The sequence below is a fragment of the Enterobacter cloacae complex sp. P6RS genome, from assembly GCF_014982245.1.
In the GTDB taxonomy this organism is placed as follows: Bacteria; Pseudomonadota; Gammaproteobacteria; order Enterobacterales; family Enterobacteriaceae; genus Enterobacter; species Enterobacter bugandensis.
The window spans coordinates 132,860-152,840 of sequence record NZ_JADCLB010000020.1 but is presented as its reverse complement, the minus strand read 5'-3'; the positions used below and the strand labels follow the sequence as shown (position 1 = coordinate 152,840).

Annotated in this window: 16 protein-coding genes and 1 pseudogene; 13 read left to right on the top strand and 4 right to left on the bottom strand. The window is 60.2% G+C overall.

The features are described from left to right. Window positions 1-9 precede the first annotated feature (9 nt). The 5 genes and pseudogenes from prfA to kdsA all read left to right on the top strand — a co-directional run bounded on the left by prfA (window position 10) and on the right by kdsA (window position 3,756). Window positions 10-1,092: a peptide chain release factor 1 gene (gene prfA / locus INF73_RS14475; protein ID WP_021240360.1), complete on the top strand. Its 1,083-nt coding sequence runs from the start codon at window positions 10-12 to the stop codon at window positions 1,090-1,092. Continuing rightward, window positions 1,092-1,922: a peptide chain release factor N(5)-glutamine methyltransferase gene (gene prmC / locus INF73_RS14470; RefSeq protein ID WP_193542760.1), complete on the top strand. Its 831-nt coding sequence runs from the start codon at window positions 1,092-1,094 to the stop codon at window positions 1,920-1,922. The genes prfA and prmC overlap by 1 nt, the downstream gene beginning before the upstream one ends. Window positions 1,923-1,924: 2 nt before the next feature. Further along, window positions 1,925-2,014 (top strand): annotated as a pseudogene (locus INF73_RS22100) (siroheme synthase); the annotation flags it as partial. Between the two features lie 41 nt (window positions 2,015-2,055). Then, window positions 2,056-2,865: an invasion regulator SirB1 gene (gene sirB1, locus INF73_RS14465; RefSeq protein WP_028013460.1), complete on the top strand. Its 810-nt coding sequence runs from the start codon at window positions 2,056-2,058 to the stop codon at window positions 2,863-2,865. Between the two features lie 36 nt (window positions 2,866-2,901). Beyond that, the gene (kdsA, locus tag INF73_RS14460) at window positions 2,902-3,756 is read left to right on the top strand and encodes a 3-deoxy-8-phosphooctulonate synthase (RefSeq protein ID WP_028013459.1); all 855 of its coding nucleotides are present in this window, start codon (window positions 2,902-2,904) and stop codon (window positions 3,754-3,756) included. A gap of 74 nt (window positions 3,757-3,830) precedes the next feature. On the opposite strand, the gene chaA is transcribed toward kdsA, so the two are convergent. Next, window positions 3,831-4,931 (bottom strand): sodium-potassium/proton antiporter ChaA, encoded by a 1,101-nt coding sequence (chaA, locus tag INF73_RS14455; protein WP_008499517.1) that lies wholly within the window; start codon window positions 4,929-4,931, stop codon window positions 3,831-3,833. A 269-nt stretch (window positions 4,932-5,200) separates the two neighbouring features. On the opposite strand from chaA, the gene chaB reads away from it, so the two are divergent. Together chaB and INF73_RS14445 are read left to right on the top strand one after the other, a co-directional pair. After that, the gene (gene chaB, locus INF73_RS14450; RefSeq protein ID WP_014884191.1) at window positions 5,201-5,431 is read left to right on the top strand and encodes a putative cation transport regulator ChaB; all 231 of its coding nucleotides are present in this window, start codon (window positions 5,201-5,203) and stop codon (window positions 5,429-5,431) included. 177 nt (window positions 5,432-5,608) lie between these two features. After that, window positions 5,609-6,304 (top strand): gamma-glutamylcyclotransferase, encoded by a 696-nt coding sequence (locus tag INF73_RS14445; protein ID WP_028013457.1) that lies wholly within the window; start codon window positions 5,609-5,611, stop codon window positions 6,302-6,304. 29 nt (window positions 6,305-6,333) lie between these two features. On the opposite strand, the gene INF73_RS14440 is transcribed toward INF73_RS14445, so the two are convergent. The 3 genes from INF73_RS14440 to INF73_RS14430 all read right to left on the bottom strand — a co-directional run bounded on the left by INF73_RS14440 (window position 6,334) and on the right by INF73_RS14430 (window position 9,012). After that, window positions 6,334-6,573: a DUF1883 domain-containing protein gene (locus tag INF73_RS14440; RefSeq protein ID WP_013096243.1), complete on the bottom strand. Its 240-nt coding sequence runs from the start codon at window positions 6,571-6,573 to the stop codon at window positions 6,334-6,336. A gap of 194 nt (window positions 6,574-6,767) precedes the next feature. Next, a complete protein-coding gene (locus INF73_RS14435) occupies window positions 6,768-8,552 on the bottom strand; it encodes a methyl-accepting chemotaxis protein (protein WP_193541882.1) in 1,785 nt (594 codons plus the stop codon). Between the two features lie 106 nt (window positions 8,553-8,658). Continuing rightward, the gene (locus tag INF73_RS14430; protein ID WP_028013455.1) at window positions 8,659-9,012 is read right to left on the bottom strand and encodes a DsrE/DsrF/TusD sulfur relay family protein; all 354 of its coding nucleotides are present in this window, start codon (window positions 9,010-9,012) and stop codon (window positions 8,659-8,661) included. Window positions 9,013-9,085: 73 nt separating this feature from the next. Between INF73_RS14430 and nasR the strand changes: the two genes are divergently transcribed. The 6 genes from nasR (at window position 9,086) to INF73_RS14400 (ending at window position 19,919) form a co-directional block, all read left to right on the top strand. Next, window positions 9,086-10,270, top strand: a complete 1,185-nt coding sequence (nasR, locus tag INF73_RS14425; protein ID WP_193541880.1) for a nitrate regulatory protein NasR — start codon at window positions 9,086-9,088, stop codon at window positions 10,268-10,270. A gap of 227 nt (window positions 10,271-10,497) precedes the next feature. Beyond that, a complete protein-coding gene (locus tag INF73_RS14420; RefSeq protein ID WP_193541878.1) occupies window positions 10,498-11,745 on the top strand; it encodes a CmpA/NrtA family ABC transporter substrate-binding protein in 1,248 nt (415 codons plus the stop codon). 2 nt (window positions 11,746-11,747) lie between these two features. After that, window positions 11,748-12,626: a nitrate ABC transporter permease gene (ntrB, locus tag INF73_RS14415; protein WP_028013452.1), complete on the top strand. Its 879-nt coding sequence runs from the start codon at window positions 11,748-11,750 to the stop codon at window positions 12,624-12,626. 9 nt (window positions 12,627-12,635) lie between these two features. Next, a complete protein-coding gene (locus INF73_RS14410; RefSeq protein WP_193541876.1) occupies window positions 12,636-13,424 on the top strand; it encodes an ABC transporter ATP-binding protein in 789 nt (262 codons plus the stop codon). 13 nt (window positions 13,425-13,437) lie between these two features. After that, a complete protein-coding gene (nirB, locus tag INF73_RS14405) occupies window positions 13,438-17,424 on the top strand; it encodes a nitrite reductase large subunit NirB (RefSeq protein WP_193541874.1) in 3,987 nt (1,328 codons plus the stop codon). Further along, the gene (locus tag INF73_RS14400; protein ID WP_059357691.1) at window positions 17,421-19,919 is read left to right on the top strand and encodes a nitrate reductase; all 2,499 of its coding nucleotides are present in this window, start codon (window positions 17,421-17,423) and stop codon (window positions 19,917-19,919) included. The genes nirB and INF73_RS14400 overlap by 4 nt, the downstream gene beginning before the upstream one ends. Window positions 19,920-19,981 lie beyond the last annotated feature (62 nt).

Genomic DNA, 19,981 nt, shown 5'->3' with positions numbered 1-19,981 from the left:
CTTACGCCTATGAAGCCTTCTATCGTCGCTAAACTGGAAGCTCTGCACGAGCGCCATGAAGAAGTACAGGCGCTGCTCGGCGATGCCGGGACTATCGCAGACCAGGAACGTTTTCGCGCGCTTTCGCGTGAATATGCGCAGTTGAGTGATGTATCAAAATGCTTTACCGACTGGCGACAGGTTCAGGAAGATATTGAAACCGCGCAGATGATGCTCGACGATCCTGAGATGCGCGAGATGGCGCAGGAAGAGCTGCAGGATGCAAAAGCGCGTTCCGAAGAGATGGAGCAGCAGCTTCAGGTGCTGCTCCTGCCGAAAGATCCGGACGATGAACGTAACGCGTTTGTCGAAGTGCGCGCCGGTACCGGCGGTGACGAAGCGGCGCTCTTTGCCGGGGATCTGTTCCGCATGTACAGCCGCTACGCCGAATCGCGCCGCTGGCGCGTGGAGATCATGAGCGCCAACGAAGGCGAACATGGCGGCTACAAAGAGGTTATCGCCAAGATCAGCGGCGACGGCGTGTACGGACGTCTGAAGTTTGAATCCGGCGGTCACCGCGTGCAGCGCGTTCCGGCCACCGAATCTCAGGGCCGCATTCATACCTCCGCCTGTACGGTGGCGGTGATGCCGGAGCTGCCAGAAGCGGAACTGCCGGACATCAACCCGGCGGACCTGCGCATCGACACCTTCCGCTCCTCCGGGGCGGGCGGTCAGCACGTTAACACCACCGACTCCGCCATCCGCATTACCCACCTGCCGACCGGCATCGTGGTGGAGTGTCAGGACGAACGTTCGCAGCACAAAAACAAAGCCAAAGCGTTGTCCGTGCTGGGCGCGCGCATCCACGCGGCGGAAATGGCGAAGCGTCAGCAGGCGGAAGCCTCTACGCGTCGTAACCTGCTGGGCAGCGGCGATCGCAGCGACCGTAACCGCACCTACAACTTCCCTCAGGGGCGCGTGACCGACCACCGCATCAACCTGACCCTGTACCGTCTGGACGAGGTGATGGAAGGGAAGCTGGATATGCTGATTGAGCCTATCGTGCAGGAATACCAGGCCGACCAGCTGGCGGCGCTGTCCGAGCAGGAATAATGGATTTTCAGCGCTGGTTACGCGAGGCGGCCGCTGAGCTTTGCAAAAGCGAAAGCCCGAAGCGCGACGCCGAAATTTTGCTTGAGCATGTGACGGGTAAAGCCCGCACGTACCTGCTGGCATTCGGCGAAACTGAGCTAACTGCAGAGCAGGAAGCACGGCTCGCCGCGCTGCTTGCCCGCCGTAAAAACGGCGAGCCGGTGGCCCACCTTGTCGGTGAGCGCGAGTTCTGGTCGCTTCCGCTTTACGTCTCGGCGGCGACGCTGATCCCGCGTCCGGATACCGAGTGTCTGGTGGAGCAGGCGCTGGCACGTTTACCCGCAGCGGCCTGCAGCATTCTCGATCTCGGTACTGGCACCGGTGCTATCGCGCTGGCGCTGGCCAGCGAGCGGCCTGACTGCGATGTGACGGCAGTGGATGTGATGCCCGACGCGGTGGCGCTGGCGCTGCGTAACGTGGAACATCTCGGGCTCAGCAACGTAACGGTGCTGCAAAGCAGCTGGTTTGCCGCGCTGGAGAACCGCTCATTTGCGATGATTGTCAGCAATCCTCCTTACATTGACGAACATGATCCGCACCTTGCGCAGGGAGATGTTCGCTTCGAACCGCTGACGGCGCTCGTGGCCGCCAACGCGGGATTAGCCGATCTTGATCACATTGTGACAACGTCACGAGAGCATTTGCTTCCCGGCGGCTGGCTGCTCGTGGAGCATGGCTGGACGCAGGGAGAATCCGTGCGGGCACTGTTTACCCAGGCAGGCTACGCCGCTGTCGAAACCTGCCGCGACTACGGCGGCAACGAACGCCTGACGCTGGGGCAGTGGTCTTGAGTGCCGGGTATCTGCCATTTACTGATAAAGGCGTAAGGCTGACTGAAAGGCAGTTTGGCGTTATCATCTATATCGTTTTGAGTTTTATCGCGCCTGAGCGTCATTGTTCGCTCAGTCGTTACTGGGGTAAGTCATGAGGTCCTTAGCCGATTTCGAATTTAATAAAGTGCCGCTTTGCGATGGCATGATCCTGATTTCGGAGATGATACGCGACGATTTTACGTCGCAGTACGTCTACGATGAGCTGGAGAATCTGGTCAGCCTGGCGCGTGAAGAGATCAATCAGGCGCGCCCGCAGGACTGGCAATTAGAGAAGCTTCTGGAGCTTTTCTACGGCGAATGGGGTTTCTGCGACACGCGTGGCGTGTATCGCCTGTCTGACGCATTATGGCTGGACCAGGTCTTAAAAAATCGTCAGGGCAGCGCCGTTGCGCTGGGCTCTATTTTGCTGTGGGTTGCGCACCGCCTGGATATTCCGCTGGTGCCGGTTATTTTCCCGACGCAGATGATCCTGCGTGCGGAGTGGCTGGACGGTGAGATGTGGCTCATTAATCCGTTTAACGGCGATACGCTGGACGAGCATACGCTGGACGTCTGGCTGAAAGGCAACATCAGCCCGGTGGCCGAGCTCTTTAACGAAGATCTCGACGAAGCCGACAACGCCGAAGTCATTCGCAAGCTGCTGGATACGCTGAAGTCAGCGCTGATGGAAGAGCGTCAGATGGAGCTGGCCTTGCGTGCCAGTGAAGTGCTGCTGCAGTTTAATCCGGAAGATCCTTACGAAATTCGCGACCGCGGGCTTATCTATGCCCAGCTCGACTGCGAGCACGTGGCGCTGAACGATCTGAGCTATTTCGTCGAGCAGTGTCCGGAAGATCCGATTAGCGAAATGATTCGCGCGCAGATCAACGCGATCTCGCACAAACAAATTACACTGCATTAATCTTAATTCCGATTCACACCTGAATAAGGCGATCCTATGAAACAAAAAGTGGTTAGCATTGGTGATATCAAGGTAGCAAACGACCTGCCGTTCGTGCTGTTTGGCGGTATGAACGTGCTGGAATCCCGCGATCTCGCCATGCGTATCTGCGAGCACTACGTGACCGTGACCCAGAAGCTGGGCATTCCGTACGTGTTTAAAGCCTCTTTTGACAAAGCCAACCGCTCCTCCATCAACTCTTACCGTGGCCCGGGCCTGGAAGAGGGGATGAAAATTTTCCAGGAGCTGAAGCAGACGTTTGGCGTGAAAGTGATCACCGACGTGCATGAGTCCTGGCAGGCGCAGCCTGTGGCAGACGTGGTAGACGTAATCCAGCTTCCGGCGTTCCTGGCGCGTCAGACCGACCTGGTTGCCGCGATGGCGAAAACCGGTGCCGTGATCAACGTGAAAAAACCGCAGTTCGTGAGCCCTGGCCAGATGGGTAACATCGTTGATAAGTTTATCGAAGGCGGTAACGACAAGATTATTCTGTGCGACCGTGGCGCTAACTTCGGTTACGACAACCTGGTTGTGGACATGCTGGGCTTCAGCGTGATGAAGAACGTCTCTAACCAGTCGCCGGTGATCTTTGACGTGACCCACGCGCTGCAGTGCCGCGACCCGTTTGGTGCAGCCTCTGGCGGCCGTCGTGCTCAGGTGACCGAGCTGGCGCGCGCCGGTATGGCGACCGGCCTGGCAGGTCTGTTCATTGAAGCGCACCCGGATCCGGCTAACGCGAAATGCGATGGCCCATCCGCGCTGCCGCTGGATAAGCTGGAGCCGTTCCTGAAGCAGATCAAAGCGATTGACGATCTGGTGAAAAGCTTCGACGAGCTGGATACCAGCAACTAATAAAAAAACCCGCTTCGGCGGGTTTTTTTATGGGACATATTGCCGGGTAAGCGCAGCGCCGCTGGGCAAAAAGACTACGCAAAAATTGTCATCAAATACGCTACAAACAGCGCCATATGCGCCGCGCCGTTCAGGACATTGGTGCGGCCAGTGGAGAATGAAATCTGGCACAGCAGCAGCGAGGCCACCATCACAATCATCTCCGGCGCGCCCAGCGCAAACTGCAGCTCGTTACCGGTCATAAAGGCAATCAGCGTCACCACCGGCACGGTGAGTGAAATGGTCGCCAGCACGGAGCCGAAGAACAGATTCATCGCACGCTGCACCTGATTGTTCAGCACCGCCTTCAGCGCACCTAAACCCTCAGGGGACAGGATCAGCAGCGCCACCAGGAAACCGGTAAAGGCCACCGGCGCGTTCAGCTCGGTTAACAGCGTCTCCAGCGGGTTGGCGTTCATCTTGGTGACGGCAATCACCGCAATCAGATGCACGATCAGCCAAACCGTGTGCCACGCGCTGCTGTGGGCCGACGGCTTGCCGTGGTGCGGGTCATCGTCGTCGCTGTCGTCTTCATGCTCATACACAAACAGGCTCTGGTGCGTTTTGGTCTGAATGAGCAGGAACACGCCGTACATGGCGGCGGAAATCAGCGCGACCAGCAGCGCCTGGCCGGTGGAGAAGTTTGCACCCGGCAGCGCCATCGGGAAGACAAGCACAATGATGGCCAGCGGGAAGAGGGCAATCAGATACTGTTTAATGCCGAAAAGATTCATGTACTGAGTCGCAAATTTGCGCCCGCCCAGCAGCAGAGAGAAGCCTACCAGGCCGCCCGTCACAATCATAATGATGGAGTAAAGCGTATCGCGCATCAGGGTCGGGGCGGCATCGCCGGTTGCCATCAGCGCGGAAATCAGGCTGACTTCGAGAATAACGACGGAAAGGCTGAGAATTAAAGAGCCATAAGGCTCGCCCAGGCGGTGGGCTAATACGTCCGCATGGCGAACGACGCTAAATGCGCTGGTTAAGATACCGACCAGGGCAAGAATATTGATACCAACCACCACTGGCAGTGACTGACTGCTTCCCCAGAAGAGCAGCACAGCCAGTGCCAGAACCGGGAAAATGAGAGACGTCTCCTTGTGGCGGGTCTTTACCGCCTCGTGTGTTGCTGTCATGTGCTTCTCCATCAATGCAGGTGCTTGTAATTATAGATAGATTTTAAGGGCATTAAATTAACAGAAATCTGTTAAATAACCTTTATTTTTTACTTAATTTTACCCTTTGTTATGGTTTTCATGTTTAATGCCTATAATAAGATATTTCTTTTAAATATATGTTGAATAACAATGAATTATGAAATTCATCCGTTCATTGTTTATGACCGGCTGGCACACCGGCGTATCGTCGTCCACACTTAACTCTTTAGGCAAAAGAGAGGTTAGTGATGCCATATAAAACGAAACGCGAATTACCCGATAACGTGAAAAACGTCCTGCCCGAACACGCGCAGGATATCTACAAAGAAGCGTTTAACAGCGCCTGGGATCAGTACAAAGATAAAGACGATCGGCGGGATGATGCCAGCCGGGAAGAGACGGCGCACAAGGTCGCCTGGGCCGCAGTAAAACATGACTATGAGAAAGGAGACGATGATAAATGGCATAAGAAGAAATAGCCGTGAAATTATTCGCTGCCTTCATTTTGACTTTTCAGGCGGTTGAACTGCCGTTGTATTGCAACTGGTCCGCTAATTGCTTATCGTAATTTGACTGCTGGCAAAATGACCAGCACAGAATGCCGGGAAGGCGAATTACAGATGTCGCAAGGAAGCATGCAGTGGCGGAGGTGTAAAGTGTTAACGCGTGATTTCTTAATGAAGGCAGATTGTAAGACGGCATTTGGTGCTATTGAGGAATCGCTTCTCTGGTCAGCTGAACAACGTGCGGCGTCGCTCGCTGCTACGCTTGCCTGCCGCCCGGATGATGGCCCGGTATGGATTTTTGGCTACGGTTCACTGATGTGGAACCCGGCTCTCGAATTTGTTGAATCGGCAACCGGCACGCTGCCCGGCTGGCATCGCGCATTTTGCCTGCGCCTGACGGCCGGACGCGGCAGTGCCTGTCAGCCAGGGCGCATGCTTGCACTAAAAGAGGGCGGACGCACCACGGGCGTCGCGTATCGCCTTCCGGATGCCACGCTCGAAGAGGAGCTGACGCTGCTCTGGAAGCGCGAGATGATCACCGGCTGCTATATGCCGAGCTGGTGCAAGCTGGAGCTCGACGACGGGCGCACCGTTAACGCGCTGGTGTTTATTATGGATCCGCGCCACCCGCTGTATGAAGCGGACACCCGCACGCAGGTGATTGCCCCGTTAATTGCCGCCGCCAGCGGGCCGCTGGGCACCAACGCGCAATATCTCTTCTCCCTCGATCAGGAGCTGACCCGCCTCGGCATGCAGGACGATTGTCTGAATGAGCTGGTGGTGAAAGTGAAGGCGCTGCTGGAAGGGAACCCGCTCAACAGCACGCTGCGACCGGGTTTTGCCTGAGAATACGCCCGGCGAGCCGGGCGTTTAAATTACGCTGCCACGTAGCTGACCGAATGCTCCAGCGACTGGCTGTGGCTGTCGATCAGCACATCCCACGTGCCGGTATACGGCACGGTAAGCCAGGCCTTGTCATCCTGCACGGTCAGAATATCCGCCTGGGATTGCTTCTGTGCTTTCGCACTCATCAGATGAATACGACAGCGCTCTGAGCAACGCACCACCACCGTATCCCCGCCAAACAGTTTCAAACTTGTTTTCACCAGTGCCATTTTCTACCCCGTCGATTTTGCCCATCCCGAGCGTGATGTTGTTCACAAAATACTCATTGCATAACACCAAAGCGGGGAGCGAGGGATGCTGATTTTGATCAAAAAATGGCATAACGATTAAACAAAAATGACAAAATTCCTGAAACCTTTCAGCTGACGCGCGTTTACCCTGTTTAACGCGCGCCTGAAGAAAATTAAATGCGGAAATGGCCGGCGGTTTCAGCAAGGTCGCCCGCCTGGCTTTGCAATGCGCTGGCGGCCGCGGCGGACTGCACCACCAGCTCGGCATTCTGCTGCACCATTCTGTCGAGATGGGTCACCGCGTGGTTGATCTCGTGAATGCCTTTCATCTGCTCGCTGGTGGCAATCGAGATCTCGCGCATGATGCCGGAGACGCTGCCGATGCTGGAGCGGATCTCATCCATGCTTTCCCCGGCCAGATGCACGTAGCGCGAGCCGGTGGCTACGCTGTCGGTGGTGGAGTCGATAAGCGATTTGATCTCTTTCGCCGCCTGGGCGCTGCGGCTGGCGAGGTTCCGCACTTCACCGGCAACCACGGCGAACCCGCGGCCCTGCTCACCGGCACGCGCCGCCTCGACGGAGGCGTTCAGCGCCAGAATGTTGGTCTGGAAGGCGATGCCGTCGATCACGCTGGTGATATCGCCAATCTTAGCGGACGCCACTTCGATGGACTGCATGGTGCTGATGGCCTGCGAAACCACTTCACCGCCGCGCGCTGCGGCCGCAGAGGCCTTGCTGGCCTGATCGTTGGCTTCTGCTGCCGATTCATTCGACTGGGTGACAGAGGCGGTGATCTCTTCCACTGCGCTGGCGGTTTCGCGAAGGCTGGACGCCGCCTGCTCGGTACGGCCTGAAAGATCCTGGTTACCTGCCGCAATCTCCTGCGCGGCGTTTTTCACCGAGGCGCTGGCGTCGCGGAGCTGAACCATTACCACCGAGAGCTTATCGCTGAAGGCGTTAAACGCCTGCGCAATTTGCGCCACTTCGTCATCGCCGCTGTCCGGCAGGCGCTGGGACAGATCGTTAGTGCCGTTGGCAATGTTGTGCATCGCGTCACGAATGTCGGACAGGCGCTTCAGCAGGCGGGCAATCAGGACGTGAACAATGGCGCCGCTCAGGAGTGCGAGGATCACCAGCGAAATCGCCGACGCTTTCAGCAGGGAACGCATGCCGGAGGTGGCATCGCTGCTGTCGAGGGCGACGACCAGGAGCCAGTTCGTGCCCGGCACGGCTGAGGCGATAAAGGTTTTTTCCTCGTCATTCAGCGTTCCGTCGACCGGATTACCGCTCTTCAGCGCCGCAAGGTCAATGCCTTTGATCGTCTCGGCAAACGGCTTCAGCGTCAGGGCCGGCTCGTTGGCGGCAATCACCGTGCCGTCGCTGTTCAGAAGCAACCCGCTGCTGGCCGGCGTGGGGTGGATCCCGCGCACGTTCGCCACCACGCTATCCATGGCGACATCGCCCGCCACCACCGCTTTCAGAGCGCCATTCTCCTTCACCGGCACGGCAAACGTGACCACCAGCTTCCCGGTCCCGGCATCAACGTAGGGTGCCGTTACCACCGGGCCGTCCGTGCTCACCACCTGTTGATACCAGGGACGAACGGTGGGGTCATAATCCGCCGGGACGCCTGTCGGGTCGGAGAATTTCGCCGTCTTGCTGGCGTAGCCCACGTAAACGTTGGTGAAACCGCCCGCCTGGGCAAGCTGCTTAAACGCCGGAACCGGATCGTCAGCCAGCGCGATGCTCTGCGCGGAGGTAATCACCGTCATTTTGCTTTTGACCCAGTCGGCAATCGCCATGTTGTGGCTGGCGCGGGTGCTGGTCAGAATATCGCGCTGGGACTGCTGGTTATCCTGGCGCGTGACCTGGAAGTTAATTACGGTATTGAGAAGAAGGGCGACGACGAGGCAGCCTGTCGTCGCGGCGATAATGCGTGCGCGAATGGATCTGAACATAAGTGAAATACCTGCTGTGTTGTTTCCATGCCTATCGGCAACCCCGCAGGTAAACTTGATGCTGAAACCGCGTCCATAAGAAAATAATATTTTTACGGGTTTATTATTAAAAAGTTAATACTTTATCTGCGGTCAGCGTCCATTCGGCCAGTTCAACCAGCGTACCGATTTCTACGCCCTCGATCAGCGGCAGCCCGGTAATGCCGCGCCCGTCGGTGCAGGTCTTACAGAGTTTTACCGGCACGTCCTGCGCGGTCAGGATCTCCAGCATCTGCTGAATGTTGTAGCCTTCCGCCGGTTTTTGACCCTTCAGCCCGGCTGTCACGGCATCGGACATTAAAAATATCCGCAATACCAGGTCGCTCTCTTTTTCGCGTAGCGCGATCGCCAGGCGCAGGCTGTTGAAAAGGGATTCGCTGCCGTAGGCCGCACCGTTGGCGACGATCACAATCTTCTGCATGTTGACTCCTGTTCTTATAAAGGCACGAATATTGCTTAATTTCCCCGGAGTTTCGCTGTCCGGGAGAGTAAGCATGACATTAATGGCCGGCATTTCGCCAGGTGCAACCGAATGGCTCCAGCGCGCAAGGCGGATGCGCCGGGAGCAGCTCAGCAGGCTGGCGCAGCTGAACGTGCTGGTACGCGGTATTAGCCAGCTGGTGCATATGCTCCAGTGCGAGCGCGGCGCATCTAACGTCTGGCTCTGCTCACAGGGTAAGCTCTATGCGCCTGAATGCAAAGCAAGCCGGGCGCTGGTGGACGAAAACCTTGCTGCACTGAACGACATTCTTGGAAAACAGTCCGCCTTTCCGGGAAGCGCCGTTTGCGAACGTATCGGCAATGCGCTGCTCACGCTGGAGACGCTTCCCGCGCTGCGCGACGGTGTAAATCGGCAAACGCTAACGGCTCCGCAGGCAATGGAGCACTACTCCCGCATGCTGCGCCACCTGCTCAGTATTGTACCGCAGCTTAATGACAGCATTGACGACCCGCAAATCGCGGGCCGTTTCGTCGCGCTATATAGCCTGATGCAGGGGAAAGAGCTGGCGGGACAAGAGCGGGCCCTGGGGGCAATTGGCTTCACGCAGGGCTTTTTCGATGATGTGACCCGCCAGCGGCTGGTTGACCGCATTGACGGACAGCAGGCCTGCTTTGAGATCTTTCTCTCCCACAGCCAGGCCGACGTGCAGACTTCGTTCTCCCTTAATTGTCAGCCCGATCGTGAGACGGAGCAGCTCCGGCGCGTGGCCTGTACCCGCCAGCCTGCTGCAGACAATGGCCATACCGCACTCGCCTGGTTTGCGCTGCAAACGGCGCGGCTGGAGCATCTGCGCGCGCTGGAGGAGACGATCATCGCCGATCTGATGGTCGCGGTGGATGAGCGTATTCAGCGCGACGAGGCGTACCCGCTTCCCGGGGATGAACAGGACGATCCGCTGGCGCACTACCCGGATAAACCGCTGCTGACCCTGGTTCGCCAGCAGGCACGAGAGATAGAGCAGCTTTCCCGCCAGCTCGCGTCGCTGCGCGATACGCTTGAGGAGCGCAAAACCATTGATAAAGCCAAAAGCGTGCTGATGACCCACCAGAACATGAGTGAAGAACAGGCCTGGACGACGCTGCGCAAAATGGCGATGGACAAGAACCAGCGCATGGTCGATATCGCCCGCGCGCTGCTTACGGTGAAGAGCGTCTGGCAGGTAACACCAAAGAAGTAGCTGCACAATCAGCGGGCATTTTATGCCTGATTGAGGTGCGCGAACGCGGGCAAAACCCGGTTTTCGGCCCTGAAAGAGGGTCTTTAAACCTGGCACTGGCTTTGCATTATTCAATTAACCATTTTTGACGGTGCGCCAACGGCGGTGCATTTGTCTTCGGGATAAAGGCGTCCAGCGGTGCTTCGGCACGGCGGGCGCTTTTTTTTGGCTTTTTTTCGGGAGCGGTTATGGCGGATTTGTCGAGACGGCGATTTTTGCAGGCCAGCATGCTGGCGAGTGGTGCAGTGCTGTTACCGGGTGTTATGCAGGCTGCCTGGGCGGCTGGCTCAGATAAACCGGAACAGGAGACGGTGCGCGTCGGGTTTATCCCGCTGACCGACTGCGCGCCGGTGGTTATCGCAGCGTTAAAAGGCTTTGATAAAAAATACGGTATCACCATCGTTCCCACCAAAGAGGCGAGCTGGGCGGCGGTGCGCGACAAGCTGGTGGCGGGAGAACTGGACGCCGCACACATTCTTTACGGTCTGCTGTACGGGCTGGAGCTGGGCATCGCCGGCAAGCCGCAGCAGATGGCGAACCTGATGACGCTCAATCAGAACGGCCAGGCCATCACGCTTTCAAGCGATCTGGCGGAGAAGGGCGTTCGCGATCTCGACGGGCTGAAAACGCTGATCGGGCAGCAGGCGCCGGGAACCTACACCTTCGCGCACACCTTCCCGACCGGGACGCATGCCATGTGGCTTTACTACTGGCTGGCCAGCGCGGGCATTAACCCCTTTGACGACGTGCGCACGGTGGTGGTGCCGCCGCCGCAGATGGTGATGAACATGCGCATCGGCAACATGGTGGGCTTCTGCGTCGGCGAGCCGTGGAACGCGCGGGCGATTAACGACCGGATCGGCTTTACCGCCGCCACGTCGCAGTCCATCTGGGCCGATCATCCGGAAAAGATCCTCGGCACGCGTCGCGACTGGGTGGAGAAAAACCCGCACACCGCCCGGGCGCTGGTGAGCGCGGTGCTGGAGGCCGCGCGCTGGATCGAGGCGTCCCCGGAAAACAAACGCGAAACCGCGCAGATCCTCTCCCGCCGGGCGTGGCTCAACTGCAAAGAACAGTATCTCACCGGGCGCATGCTCGGCGAGTACGACAACGGCCTGGGCCAGCGCTGGCAGGACGCGCACCCGATCCGCTTCTTCAACGAGGGGGCTGTGAGCTACCCGTATCTCTCCGACGGCATGTGGTTCTTAACCCAGTTCCGCCGCTGGGGCTTGCTCAAAGCCGCGCCGGACTACGCGGGCATCGCGCAGCGCATCAACCAGACCTCGGTCTGGCAGGATGCCGCCACCGCCGTCGGGGGCGTGTCCACGCCGTCATCACCGTTCCGCAGCAGCACGCTGATGGACGGCACCGTCTGGAACGGCACCGATCCGGAAGGGTACGCCAGCCGTTTCGCCATTCAACGTAAAGGGGCCTGATTATGCCGCATCTGCAAAACACGAAACCACAAGAGACGCCAGAGAGCGGGGAAGTGATTGTCCTGCCTCCGGTACAGGTTCGCCGCCGTCCGCCCGCGTTAGCGCGCCGGATGAACGACTTTTTCCAGCGCGTTATCCCGGCGCTGCTCGGCCTCGGGCTGCTGGTGGTGCTCTGGCAACTGGCGGCGATAAACAGCAAAGGCTTCCCGACGCCGCTCAGCACGCTTGATTCTGCCATTACCCTGTTTGCCGACCCGTTTTATCGCGACGGGCCTAACGATATGGGCATTGGCTGGAACGTGCTTGCTTCACTGCAGCGCGTCGCCATCGGCTTTGGCCTGGCAGCGCTGGCGGGTATTCCGCTGGGCTTTTTGATTGGCCGCTTCACCTTTTTCTCGCGCATGTTCAACCCGCTGATTGCGCTTCTGCGGCCGGTCAGCCCGCTGGCCTGGCTGCCCATCGGCCTGCTGCTGTTCCAGAAAGCGGAGCCCGCGTCGAGCTGGACCATTTTCATCTGCTCTATCTGGCCGATGGTGATCAACACCGCCGAAGGCGTGCGCCGCATTCCGCAGGACTACCTCAACGTCGCCCGCGTATTGCAGCTTTCCGAGTGGACGATCATGCGCCGCATACTCTTCCCGGCTGTGCTACCCGCCGTGCTGACCGGGGTGCGCCTCTCCATCGGCATCGCCTGGCTGGTGATTGTCGCCGCCGAGATGCTCACCGGGGGGCTGGGTATCGGCTTCTGGATCTGGAACGAGTGGAACAACCTCAACGTCGAAAACATTCTGATCGCCATCGTCATCATCGGCGTGGTCGGGTTGCTGCTGGAGCAGGGGCTGATGCTGATCGCCCGTCGCTTTAGCTGGCAGGAAAAATAAGGAGCGAACATGAAACCATTAATTCAGGTCCAGGCCGTGAGCCAGCGTTTTTCCACCGCCAGCGGCGAGTTTCTGGCGCTGCAGAACGTCTCTTTTGATATCCACGAGGGCGAAACCGTGAGTCTTATTGGTCACTCCGGCTGCGGCAAGTCGACGCTGCTTAACCTCATCGCCGGGATCGCGCTGCCGACGGAAGGCGGGCTGATTTGCGACAACCGCGAAATCGCCGGGCCGGGACCCGAGCGCGCGGTGGTGTTCCAGAACCATTCTCTGCTGCCGTGGCTGACCTGCTTCGACAACGTGGCGCTGGCGGTGGATCAGGTGTTCCGTCACACCATGAGCAAGGCCGAGCGCAAAGAGTGGATCGAGCACAACCTCGACCGCGTGCAGATGGGTCACGCGCTGCACAAGCGTCCGGAGGAGATCTCCGGCGGCATGAAGCAGCGCGTCGGGATTGCCCGCGCGCTGGCGATGAAGCCGAAAGTGCTGCTGATGGATGAGCCGTTCGGCGCGCTGGATGCGCTGACGCGCGCCCATCTGCAGGACTCGGTAATGCAGATCCAGCAGGTGCTGAACACCACCATCGTGCTCATTACCCACGACGTGGACGAGGCGGTGCTGCTCTCCGATCGCGTGCTGATGATGACCAACGGCCCGGCGGCCACCGTCGGGGAGATCCTCCGCGTTGACCTGCCGCGCCCGCGCAACCGGGTGCAGCTGGCGGACGACAGCCGCTATCACCACATGCGCCAGCAGATCCTCCATTTCCTCTACGAAAAACAGCCGAAAGCGGCGTAACGAGGGGGCGTTGATGCGACTGGTCATTATCGGGAATGGCATGGCGGCAACTCGGCTGATTGCTTCGCTCACCGGGCGAGCTCCCGGTCGGTTCGCTATCACCGTCATCGGTGACGAGCCGGAGCATGCCTATAACCGCATCCAGCTTTCGCCGGTGCTGGGGGGTGAAAAAACGGCTGCGGGCATCTGCCTTCAGGATGACCACTGGTACCAGGAGCGCGGCGTGACGGTGCTGCGGGGCGAAAAGGCACTCGCCGTGAATGTGGACGCGCGGGAAGTGCAAACCACCGCCCGCACGCTGGGCTGGGATGCGCTGGTATTTGCCATCGGGTCAACGCCGTTTGTTCCGCCGATTCCTGGGGGCGATGCGCCGCACGTCTTCACGTTCCGTACCCTGGAGGATACCCGCGCCATTCAGGCGATCGCCGGTCCGGCGGTGGTGCTGGGGGGCGGCGTGCTCGGCGTAGAGACGGCGGCAGCGCTGGCTCGTTCAGGTGACAACGTCACGCTCGTTCATCGCGGCCCGTGGCTGATGGAGCAGCAGCTGGACCAGCAGGCGGGGGTACTGCTTGAAGAGGCGCTGGCGGCGCGGGGCGTGCGCTCTGAACTCGCCTCCGGCATCGCGGCGATTAACGGGAATAGCGTGACGCTGCTCAACGGACGCCGCGTCGCCGCCGCGCGCGTGGTGCTGGCGACAGGCGTGCAGCCCAACGTCGCACTGGCGCAGGCCGGCGGTGTTCGCTGCGCGCGCGGCATCGTGGTGGATAGCCAGATGCGGACCTCCGCACCGGACGTCTACGCCATTGGCGAGTGCTGCGAAATTGACGGCCAGACCTTTGGCCTGGTCGCGCCCTGTATGACGCAGGCGGATATTCTCGCCGCGCGGCTGGCGGGCGACACAGCCGCGCCGTTTGCCCTCACCGACAACGGCGTGCGCCTCAAGGTGACGGGCGTGGAGCTGTTCAGCCTCGGGCGCACGGCGGTGCAAGAGGATGATGTGGTCTGGAGTTCCTGGGATCCGCTAACCCGTCACTATCGTCGGTTACTGATCCATCAGGGTGCGCTGGCTGGCGTACTGCTGATGGGCGACTGCCGCAGCGCGGCAACATTTACCGATTTACTGGCAACGGCTGCGCCCGCACGCGCGGACTGGCTGTTCGATCGTTTCACTACGCAACCGCAGGTTGCAGGACAGAACGCTATGACAAAACCTACTCTGGTGGTGGTTGGGCACGGTATGGTCGGCCATCATTTTCTCGAAGACTGCGTTAACCGCAATCTGCATCAGCAGTATCAGATCGTTGTCTTTGGTGAGGAGCGCTATGCCGCCTATGACCGCGTGCATCTGTCGGAATACTTTGGCGGCCGAAGCGCGGCGTCGCTCTCGCTGGTGGAGGGGGAGTTCTTTGCCGATAACGGCATTGAGCTGCGCCTCTCGCAGCAGATCGTCGCTATCGATCGCGACGCGCGCGTGGTGCGTACCGCCAGCGGGCATGAGACCCACTGGGACAAGCTGGTGCTGGCGACCGGCTCATACCCGTTCGTACCGCCGGTACCGGGCAACGATCTGCCGGGCTGCTTTGTCTACCGCACCCTTGACGACCTGGACAACATAGCGGCCCACGCGGCGGGCTCGCGTCGTGGCGTGGTGATTGGCGGCGGCCTGCTTGGGCTGGAGGCGGCGAATGCCCTCAAGCAACTCGGCCTGGAAACGCACGTGGTGGAGTTTGCGCCCAATCTGATGGCGGTGCAGCTTGATAATGACGGCGCGGCGATGCTGCGCAGGAAAATCGAGGCGCTGGGCGTTGGCGTTCACACCAGTAAAGCCACCACGGAAATTGCTGCGACGGACGACGGGCTGGTGCTGCGCTTCGCCGACGGTGAACAGCTGGAAACGGACATGGTGGTCTTCTCTGCCGGTATTCGTCCTCAGGACGCGCTGGCGCGCAGCAGCGGGCTGGCTATTGGCGAGCGCGGCGGGATCTGCATTGATGACGCCTGCCGGACCTCCGATTCGAACGTGTTTGCCATCGGTGAATGCGCCCTGTGGGAGGGGAAAATCTTTGGCCTGGTGGCGCCGGGCTACCAGATGGCGCGCGTGGCCGCCGCCGCGCTCGCGGGCGAAGATAAGACCTTCACCGGGGCAGATATGAGCACTAAGCTCAAGCTGCTCGGCGTGGACGTGGCGTCGTTTGGCGATGCTCACGGGCGCACGCCGGGGGCGCTAAGCTACCAGTGGACGCACGGCCCGCAGCAAATCTACAAGAAAATCGTGGTCAGCCACGACGGCCAAACGCTGCTCGGCGGCGTGCTGGTGGGCGATGCCAGCGAATACGCCACGCTGGTGCAGATGATGCTTAACGGCATCAGCCTGCCGAAAGAGCCGGAAACGCTGATACTACCCGCGTTGTCAGGCAGCGCGCCAAAAGCGCTGGGCGTGGCGGCGCTGCCGGAAAGCGCGCAGATCTGTTCGTGTCATAACGTCAGCAAAGGCGATATCTGCCGGGCGGTGAGCGCGGGCGCAGCGGATATCGGCGCCGTTAAGCAGTGCACCAAAGCGGCGACCGGCTGCGGGGGCTGCAGCGCGCTGGTGAAGCAGGTGATGGAGTTCCAGCTTGCCGAGCAGGGCGTGGAGGTGAAAAAGGACATCTGCGAACACTTCCCGTACTCGCGCCAGGAGATTTACCATCTGGTACGCGTCAACCATATCCGAACCTTCGACCAGCTTATCAGCCGCTACGGTCAGGGGCACGGGTGCGAGATCTGTAAGCCGCTGGTGGGGTCCGTGCTGGCCTCCTGCTGGAATGAGTATCTGCTCAAACCGGCGCACCTGCCGTTGCAGGATACCAACGACCGATACTTCGCCAATATCCAGAAGGACGGGACGTATTCCATCGTGCCGCGCATGCCCGCAGGAGAAGTGACCGCCGACGGGCTGATCGCCATCGGCCAGATTGCGAAACGCTACGGCCTGTACAGCAAAATCACCGGCGGGCAGCGTATCGACCTGTTTGGCGCCACCCTGGAACAGCTGCCTGAGATCTGGCAGGCGCTGGTGGAGGCCGGGTTTGAAACCGGGCACGCTTACGGGAAATCCCTGCGCACGGTGAAATCCTGCGTCGGGTCGACCTGGTGCCGCTACGGCGTGCAGGATTCCACTGGTCTCGCGGTCAGGCTGGAGCACCGCTACAAGGGCCTGCGCGCCCCGCACAAAATCAAAATGGCCGTTTCCGGCTGCACCCGCGAGTGCGCGGAGGCGCAGAGCAAGGACGTGGGGGTAATTGCCACGGACAAAGGCTGGAATCTCTATCTGTGCGGCAACGGCGGGATGAAGCCTCGCCATGCGGATCTCTTCGCCAGCGATCTGGATGACGAAACGCTGATCCGCACCGTAGACCGTTTCCTGATGTTCTACATCCGCACGGCGGATCGCCTGCAGCGCACCAGTACCTGGATGGACAACCTGGAGGGCGGCCTCGACTATCTGCGTGAGGTGATCCTCAACGACAGTCTCGGCATCGCCCACGAGCTGGAGCAGGAGATGGCCCGGGTAGTCGAGACGTACCAGTGCGAATGGCAAACCACGCTCAACGATCCTGACCGTCTGGCGCTGTTCCGCACCGCGGTGAACGTCGCGCCGTCGGACGAAAGCAAGCGCTGGCAGGAAATCTGCGGCATTGACGATATCCCTGAGCAGGCGGGCATTGGCGCGCGTCTTGGCCGTAAACCGATCGCGCTGTTCCGCTTTGGCACGTCCGTTTATGCCCTGGACGACCTGGAGCCGGGCAGCCGCGCGAACGTGCTGTCACGCGGCATTCTCGGCGATGCGGCGGGTGAACCGGTGGTTATTTCTCCGCTCTACAAGCAGCGCATTCGCCTGCGCGACGGCTGTCAGGTGGAGAACGGCGAACCCGCGGTGCGCGCCTGGCCGGTCAAAATTGAAAATGGCAAGGTGTGGGTCGGCAACGAAGAGCTGGTGATGCGCGCGGAGGCCTCATGACGGAAACCAGGACAACGTGCCCCTACTGCGGGGTCGGCTGCGGCGTGATCGCCAGCGTGGAGGATGGAGAGGTCAGCGTTCGGGGGGACGACACCCACCCTGCAAACTTTGGCCGCCTGTGCGTGAAAGGATCGGCCCTGGGGGAGACGACGGGCTTGCAGGGGCGATTGCTGTACCCCGTTGTCGATGGACTTGAGGTGGACTGGTCCCAGGCGCTGAACGCGGCGGGCGAGCGACTGCGGGAGATCATCGACACATGGGGGCCACGGGCGGTGGCGTTTTACGCCTCCGGCCAGCTGTTAACCGAGGACTACTATGCCGCCAACAAGCTGATGAAAGGGTTTATCGGCGCGGCGAACATCGATACCAACTCCCGGCTCTGCATGTCCTCGGCGGTGGTGGGCTACAGGCGCGCCTTTGGCGAAGACGTGGTGCCGTGCAGCTACGAGGATGTGGAAAACAGCGATCTGGTGGTGCTGGCTGGCTCGAACGCGGCCTGGACGCATCCGGTGCTCTATCAGCGTCTGGTGCAGGCAAAGCACAACAACCCGCAGATGAAGGTGGTGGTGATTGACCCGCGTAAAACCGCTACCTGCGATATTGCCGACCTGCATCTGGCGCTTAAACCCGGCAGCGACGCCGGGCTGTTTGTGGGGTTGCTCAATCTGATCCAGGGCACCGATGAGTGGCCGATTGCCCGCGTGGCGGCGTTTTGCGACCTTCCGGCAGAGGATATTGGTACCTTTTACGACTGGTTTGTTACCGTGCCTCGCGCCATTACGCTCTACACCATGGGGATCAACCAGTCCTCCAGCGGCAGCGACAAGTGCAGCGCCATCATTAACGTGCATCTTGCCAGCGGGAAGTTCAACCGTCCGGGCTGCGGCCCGTTTTCGCTGACCGGACAGCCAAACGCCATGGGCGGCCGGGAAGTGGGCGGGCTGGCGAACCAGCTGGCGGCGCATATGAGCTTCGAGCCGGACGATCTTTCGCGGGTGGCGCGTTTCTGGGGAACGGAACGGCTGGCGCAGACGCCGGGGCTGATGGCGGTGGAGCTGTTTGACGCCATCGCCCGCGGCGAGGTGAAGGCGGTGTGGATCATGGGCACCAATCCTGCCGTATCGCTGCCGGACAGCCACGCGGTGTGTCAGGCGCTGGCGGCCTGTCCGCTGGTGATTGTCTCTGAGGTGATGAAAGATACCGACACCAGCCGGTTCGCCCATATCCGTTTTCCGGCGCTGGGCTGGGGGGAGAAGGACGGCACGGTGACCAATTCCGAGCGGCGTATTTCGCGCCAGCGCGCGTTTCTGCCCGCGCCGGGTGAGGCGAAGCCGGACTGGTGGATCGTGGCTCAGATTGCAAAACGGCTGGGCTACGGCGAGGCCTTTGCCTGGCAACATCCGCAGGAGATTTTTTGCGAACATGCGGCGCTCACGGCGTTTGAAAATGACGGCGCGCGGGCGTTGAACCTTCAGGAACTGGCGGGATTAACCCGTGAAGCGTGGGAGACGCTTGAGCCGTACCAGTGGCCGACGGGGAATTTACCGCGCCGAAACGTAGTGCCTGTCGATCCGCTGCCGCACGGCGCGACGGCTACCGCGCTATACCCGGCGATCCTCAACACTGGCCGTATCCGCGACCAGTGGCACACCATGGCCCGTACGGGATACGTGCCCCGGCTGATGCAGCATATCGCGGAGCCGTTTGTTGAGGTCTGCGCCGCAGACGCCATTCGGTTTTCACTGTGCGACGGCCAGCTGGCGCGGATCGGCTCGCCGCGCGGCGTGATGGTGGCCAGAGTACGAATCAGCGACGGAATACGGGAAGGCGAAGCGTTTGCCCCGATGCACTGGAACGCTGAGTTTGCCCGCCAGGGAAAGGTTAACGCGCTGGTGGAAGGGCGCATCGATCCGGCTTCCGGGCAGCCGGAGAGTAAGCAAACCGCCGTCAGAATCATGCCCTGGCAGCCCGCCTGGCAGGGGGAGCTCTATGCCCGGGAATGGCCGGAAATCCCCTCTTCGGTTCACTGGTGGCGTAAAGCCTCGCGAATGACGATAGCGGGTGATAAGCCGCTGCTGTCGTGGGTCATGGACTATGCCAGCGGCCGGGGCTGGCAGCTGCAGATTGCGCAAACCGGGGAACGCAGCAGCGTACTGGCCTGGCATAACGGCCATCTGATGCTGGGTTTCTGGGAAGGCACCGCCTTGCCCGATCTGGCGCACCCGGTGATAGAAGCCGCTTTTCAGTCACCACCCTCGACGCCCGCTGAGCGCCATGCGCTGCTTAACGGGCAGGGCGTGGGGAAGGTTACAGATCCGGGGCGCATCATCTGCAGCTGTTTCAGCGTTGGAGAAAACGCGATACGGGAGGCGATTGCCGGAGGCTGCGGTTCCGTTACCGCGCTGGGGGCGACGCTACGGTGCGGCACGAACTGCGGTTCGTGCGTGCCTGAGCTCAAAACAATGTTTCAGGAAATTCCGGAAAATTCCCCGTAAAGCTGCAAAGAGGGAGAAATCACGTTAAGGTACCTGGTGTTCTTACGTAAGCACCAGGTAAT

Excerpts from the sequence above, each read along its gene's own strand:
- prfA (WP_021240360.1), top strand. The coding sequence starts at position 10 with ATGAAGCCTTCTATCGTCGCTAAACTGGAAGCTCTGCACGAGCGCCAT.
- prmC (WP_193542760.1), top strand. The coding sequence starts at position 1,092 with ATGGATTTTCAGCGCTGGTTACGCGAGGCGGCCGCTGAGCTTTGCAAA.
- sirB1 (WP_028013460.1), top strand. The coding sequence starts at position 2,056 with ATGAGGTCCTTAGCCGATTTCGAATTTAATAAAGTGCCGCTTTGCGAT.
- kdsA (WP_028013459.1), top strand. The coding sequence starts at position 2,902 with ATGAAACAAAAAGTGGTTAGCATTGGTGATATCAAGGTAGCAAACGAC.
- chaA (WP_008499517.1), bottom strand. The coding sequence starts at position 4,931 with ATGACAGCAACACACGAGGCGGTAAAGACCCGCCACAAGGAGACGTCT.
- chaB (WP_014884191.1), top strand. The coding sequence starts at position 5,201 with ATGCCATATAAAACGAAACGCGAATTACCCGATAACGTGAAAAACGTC.
- INF73_RS14440 (WP_013096243.1), bottom strand. The coding sequence starts at position 6,573 with ATGGCACTGGTGAAAACAAGTTTGAAACTGTTTGGCGGGGATACGGTG.
- INF73_RS14435 (WP_193541882.1), bottom strand. The coding sequence starts at position 8,552 with ATGTTCAGATCCATTCGCGCACGCATTATCGCCGCGACGACAGGCTGC.
- INF73_RS14430 (WP_028013455.1), bottom strand. The coding sequence starts at position 9,012 with ATGCAGAAGATTGTGATCGTCGCCAACGGTGCGGCCTACGGCAGCGAA.
- nasR (WP_193541880.1), top strand. The coding sequence starts at position 9,086 with ATGACATTAATGGCCGGCATTTCGCCAGGTGCAACCGAATGGCTCCAG.
- INF73_RS14420 (WP_193541878.1), top strand. The coding sequence starts at position 10,498 with ATGGCGGATTTGTCGAGACGGCGATTTTTGCAGGCCAGCATGCTGGCG.
- ntrB (WP_028013452.1), top strand. The coding sequence starts at position 11,748 with ATGCCGCATCTGCAAAACACGAAACCACAAGAGACGCCAGAGAGCGGG.
- INF73_RS14410 (WP_193541876.1), top strand. The coding sequence starts at position 12,636 with ATGAAACCATTAATTCAGGTCCAGGCCGTGAGCCAGCGTTTTTCCACC.
- nirB (WP_193541874.1), top strand. The coding sequence starts at position 13,438 with ATGCGACTGGTCATTATCGGGAATGGCATGGCGGCAACTCGGCTGATT.
- INF73_RS14400 (WP_059357691.1), top strand. The coding sequence starts at position 17,421 with ATGACGGAAACCAGGACAACGTGCCCCTACTGCGGGGTCGGCTGCGGC.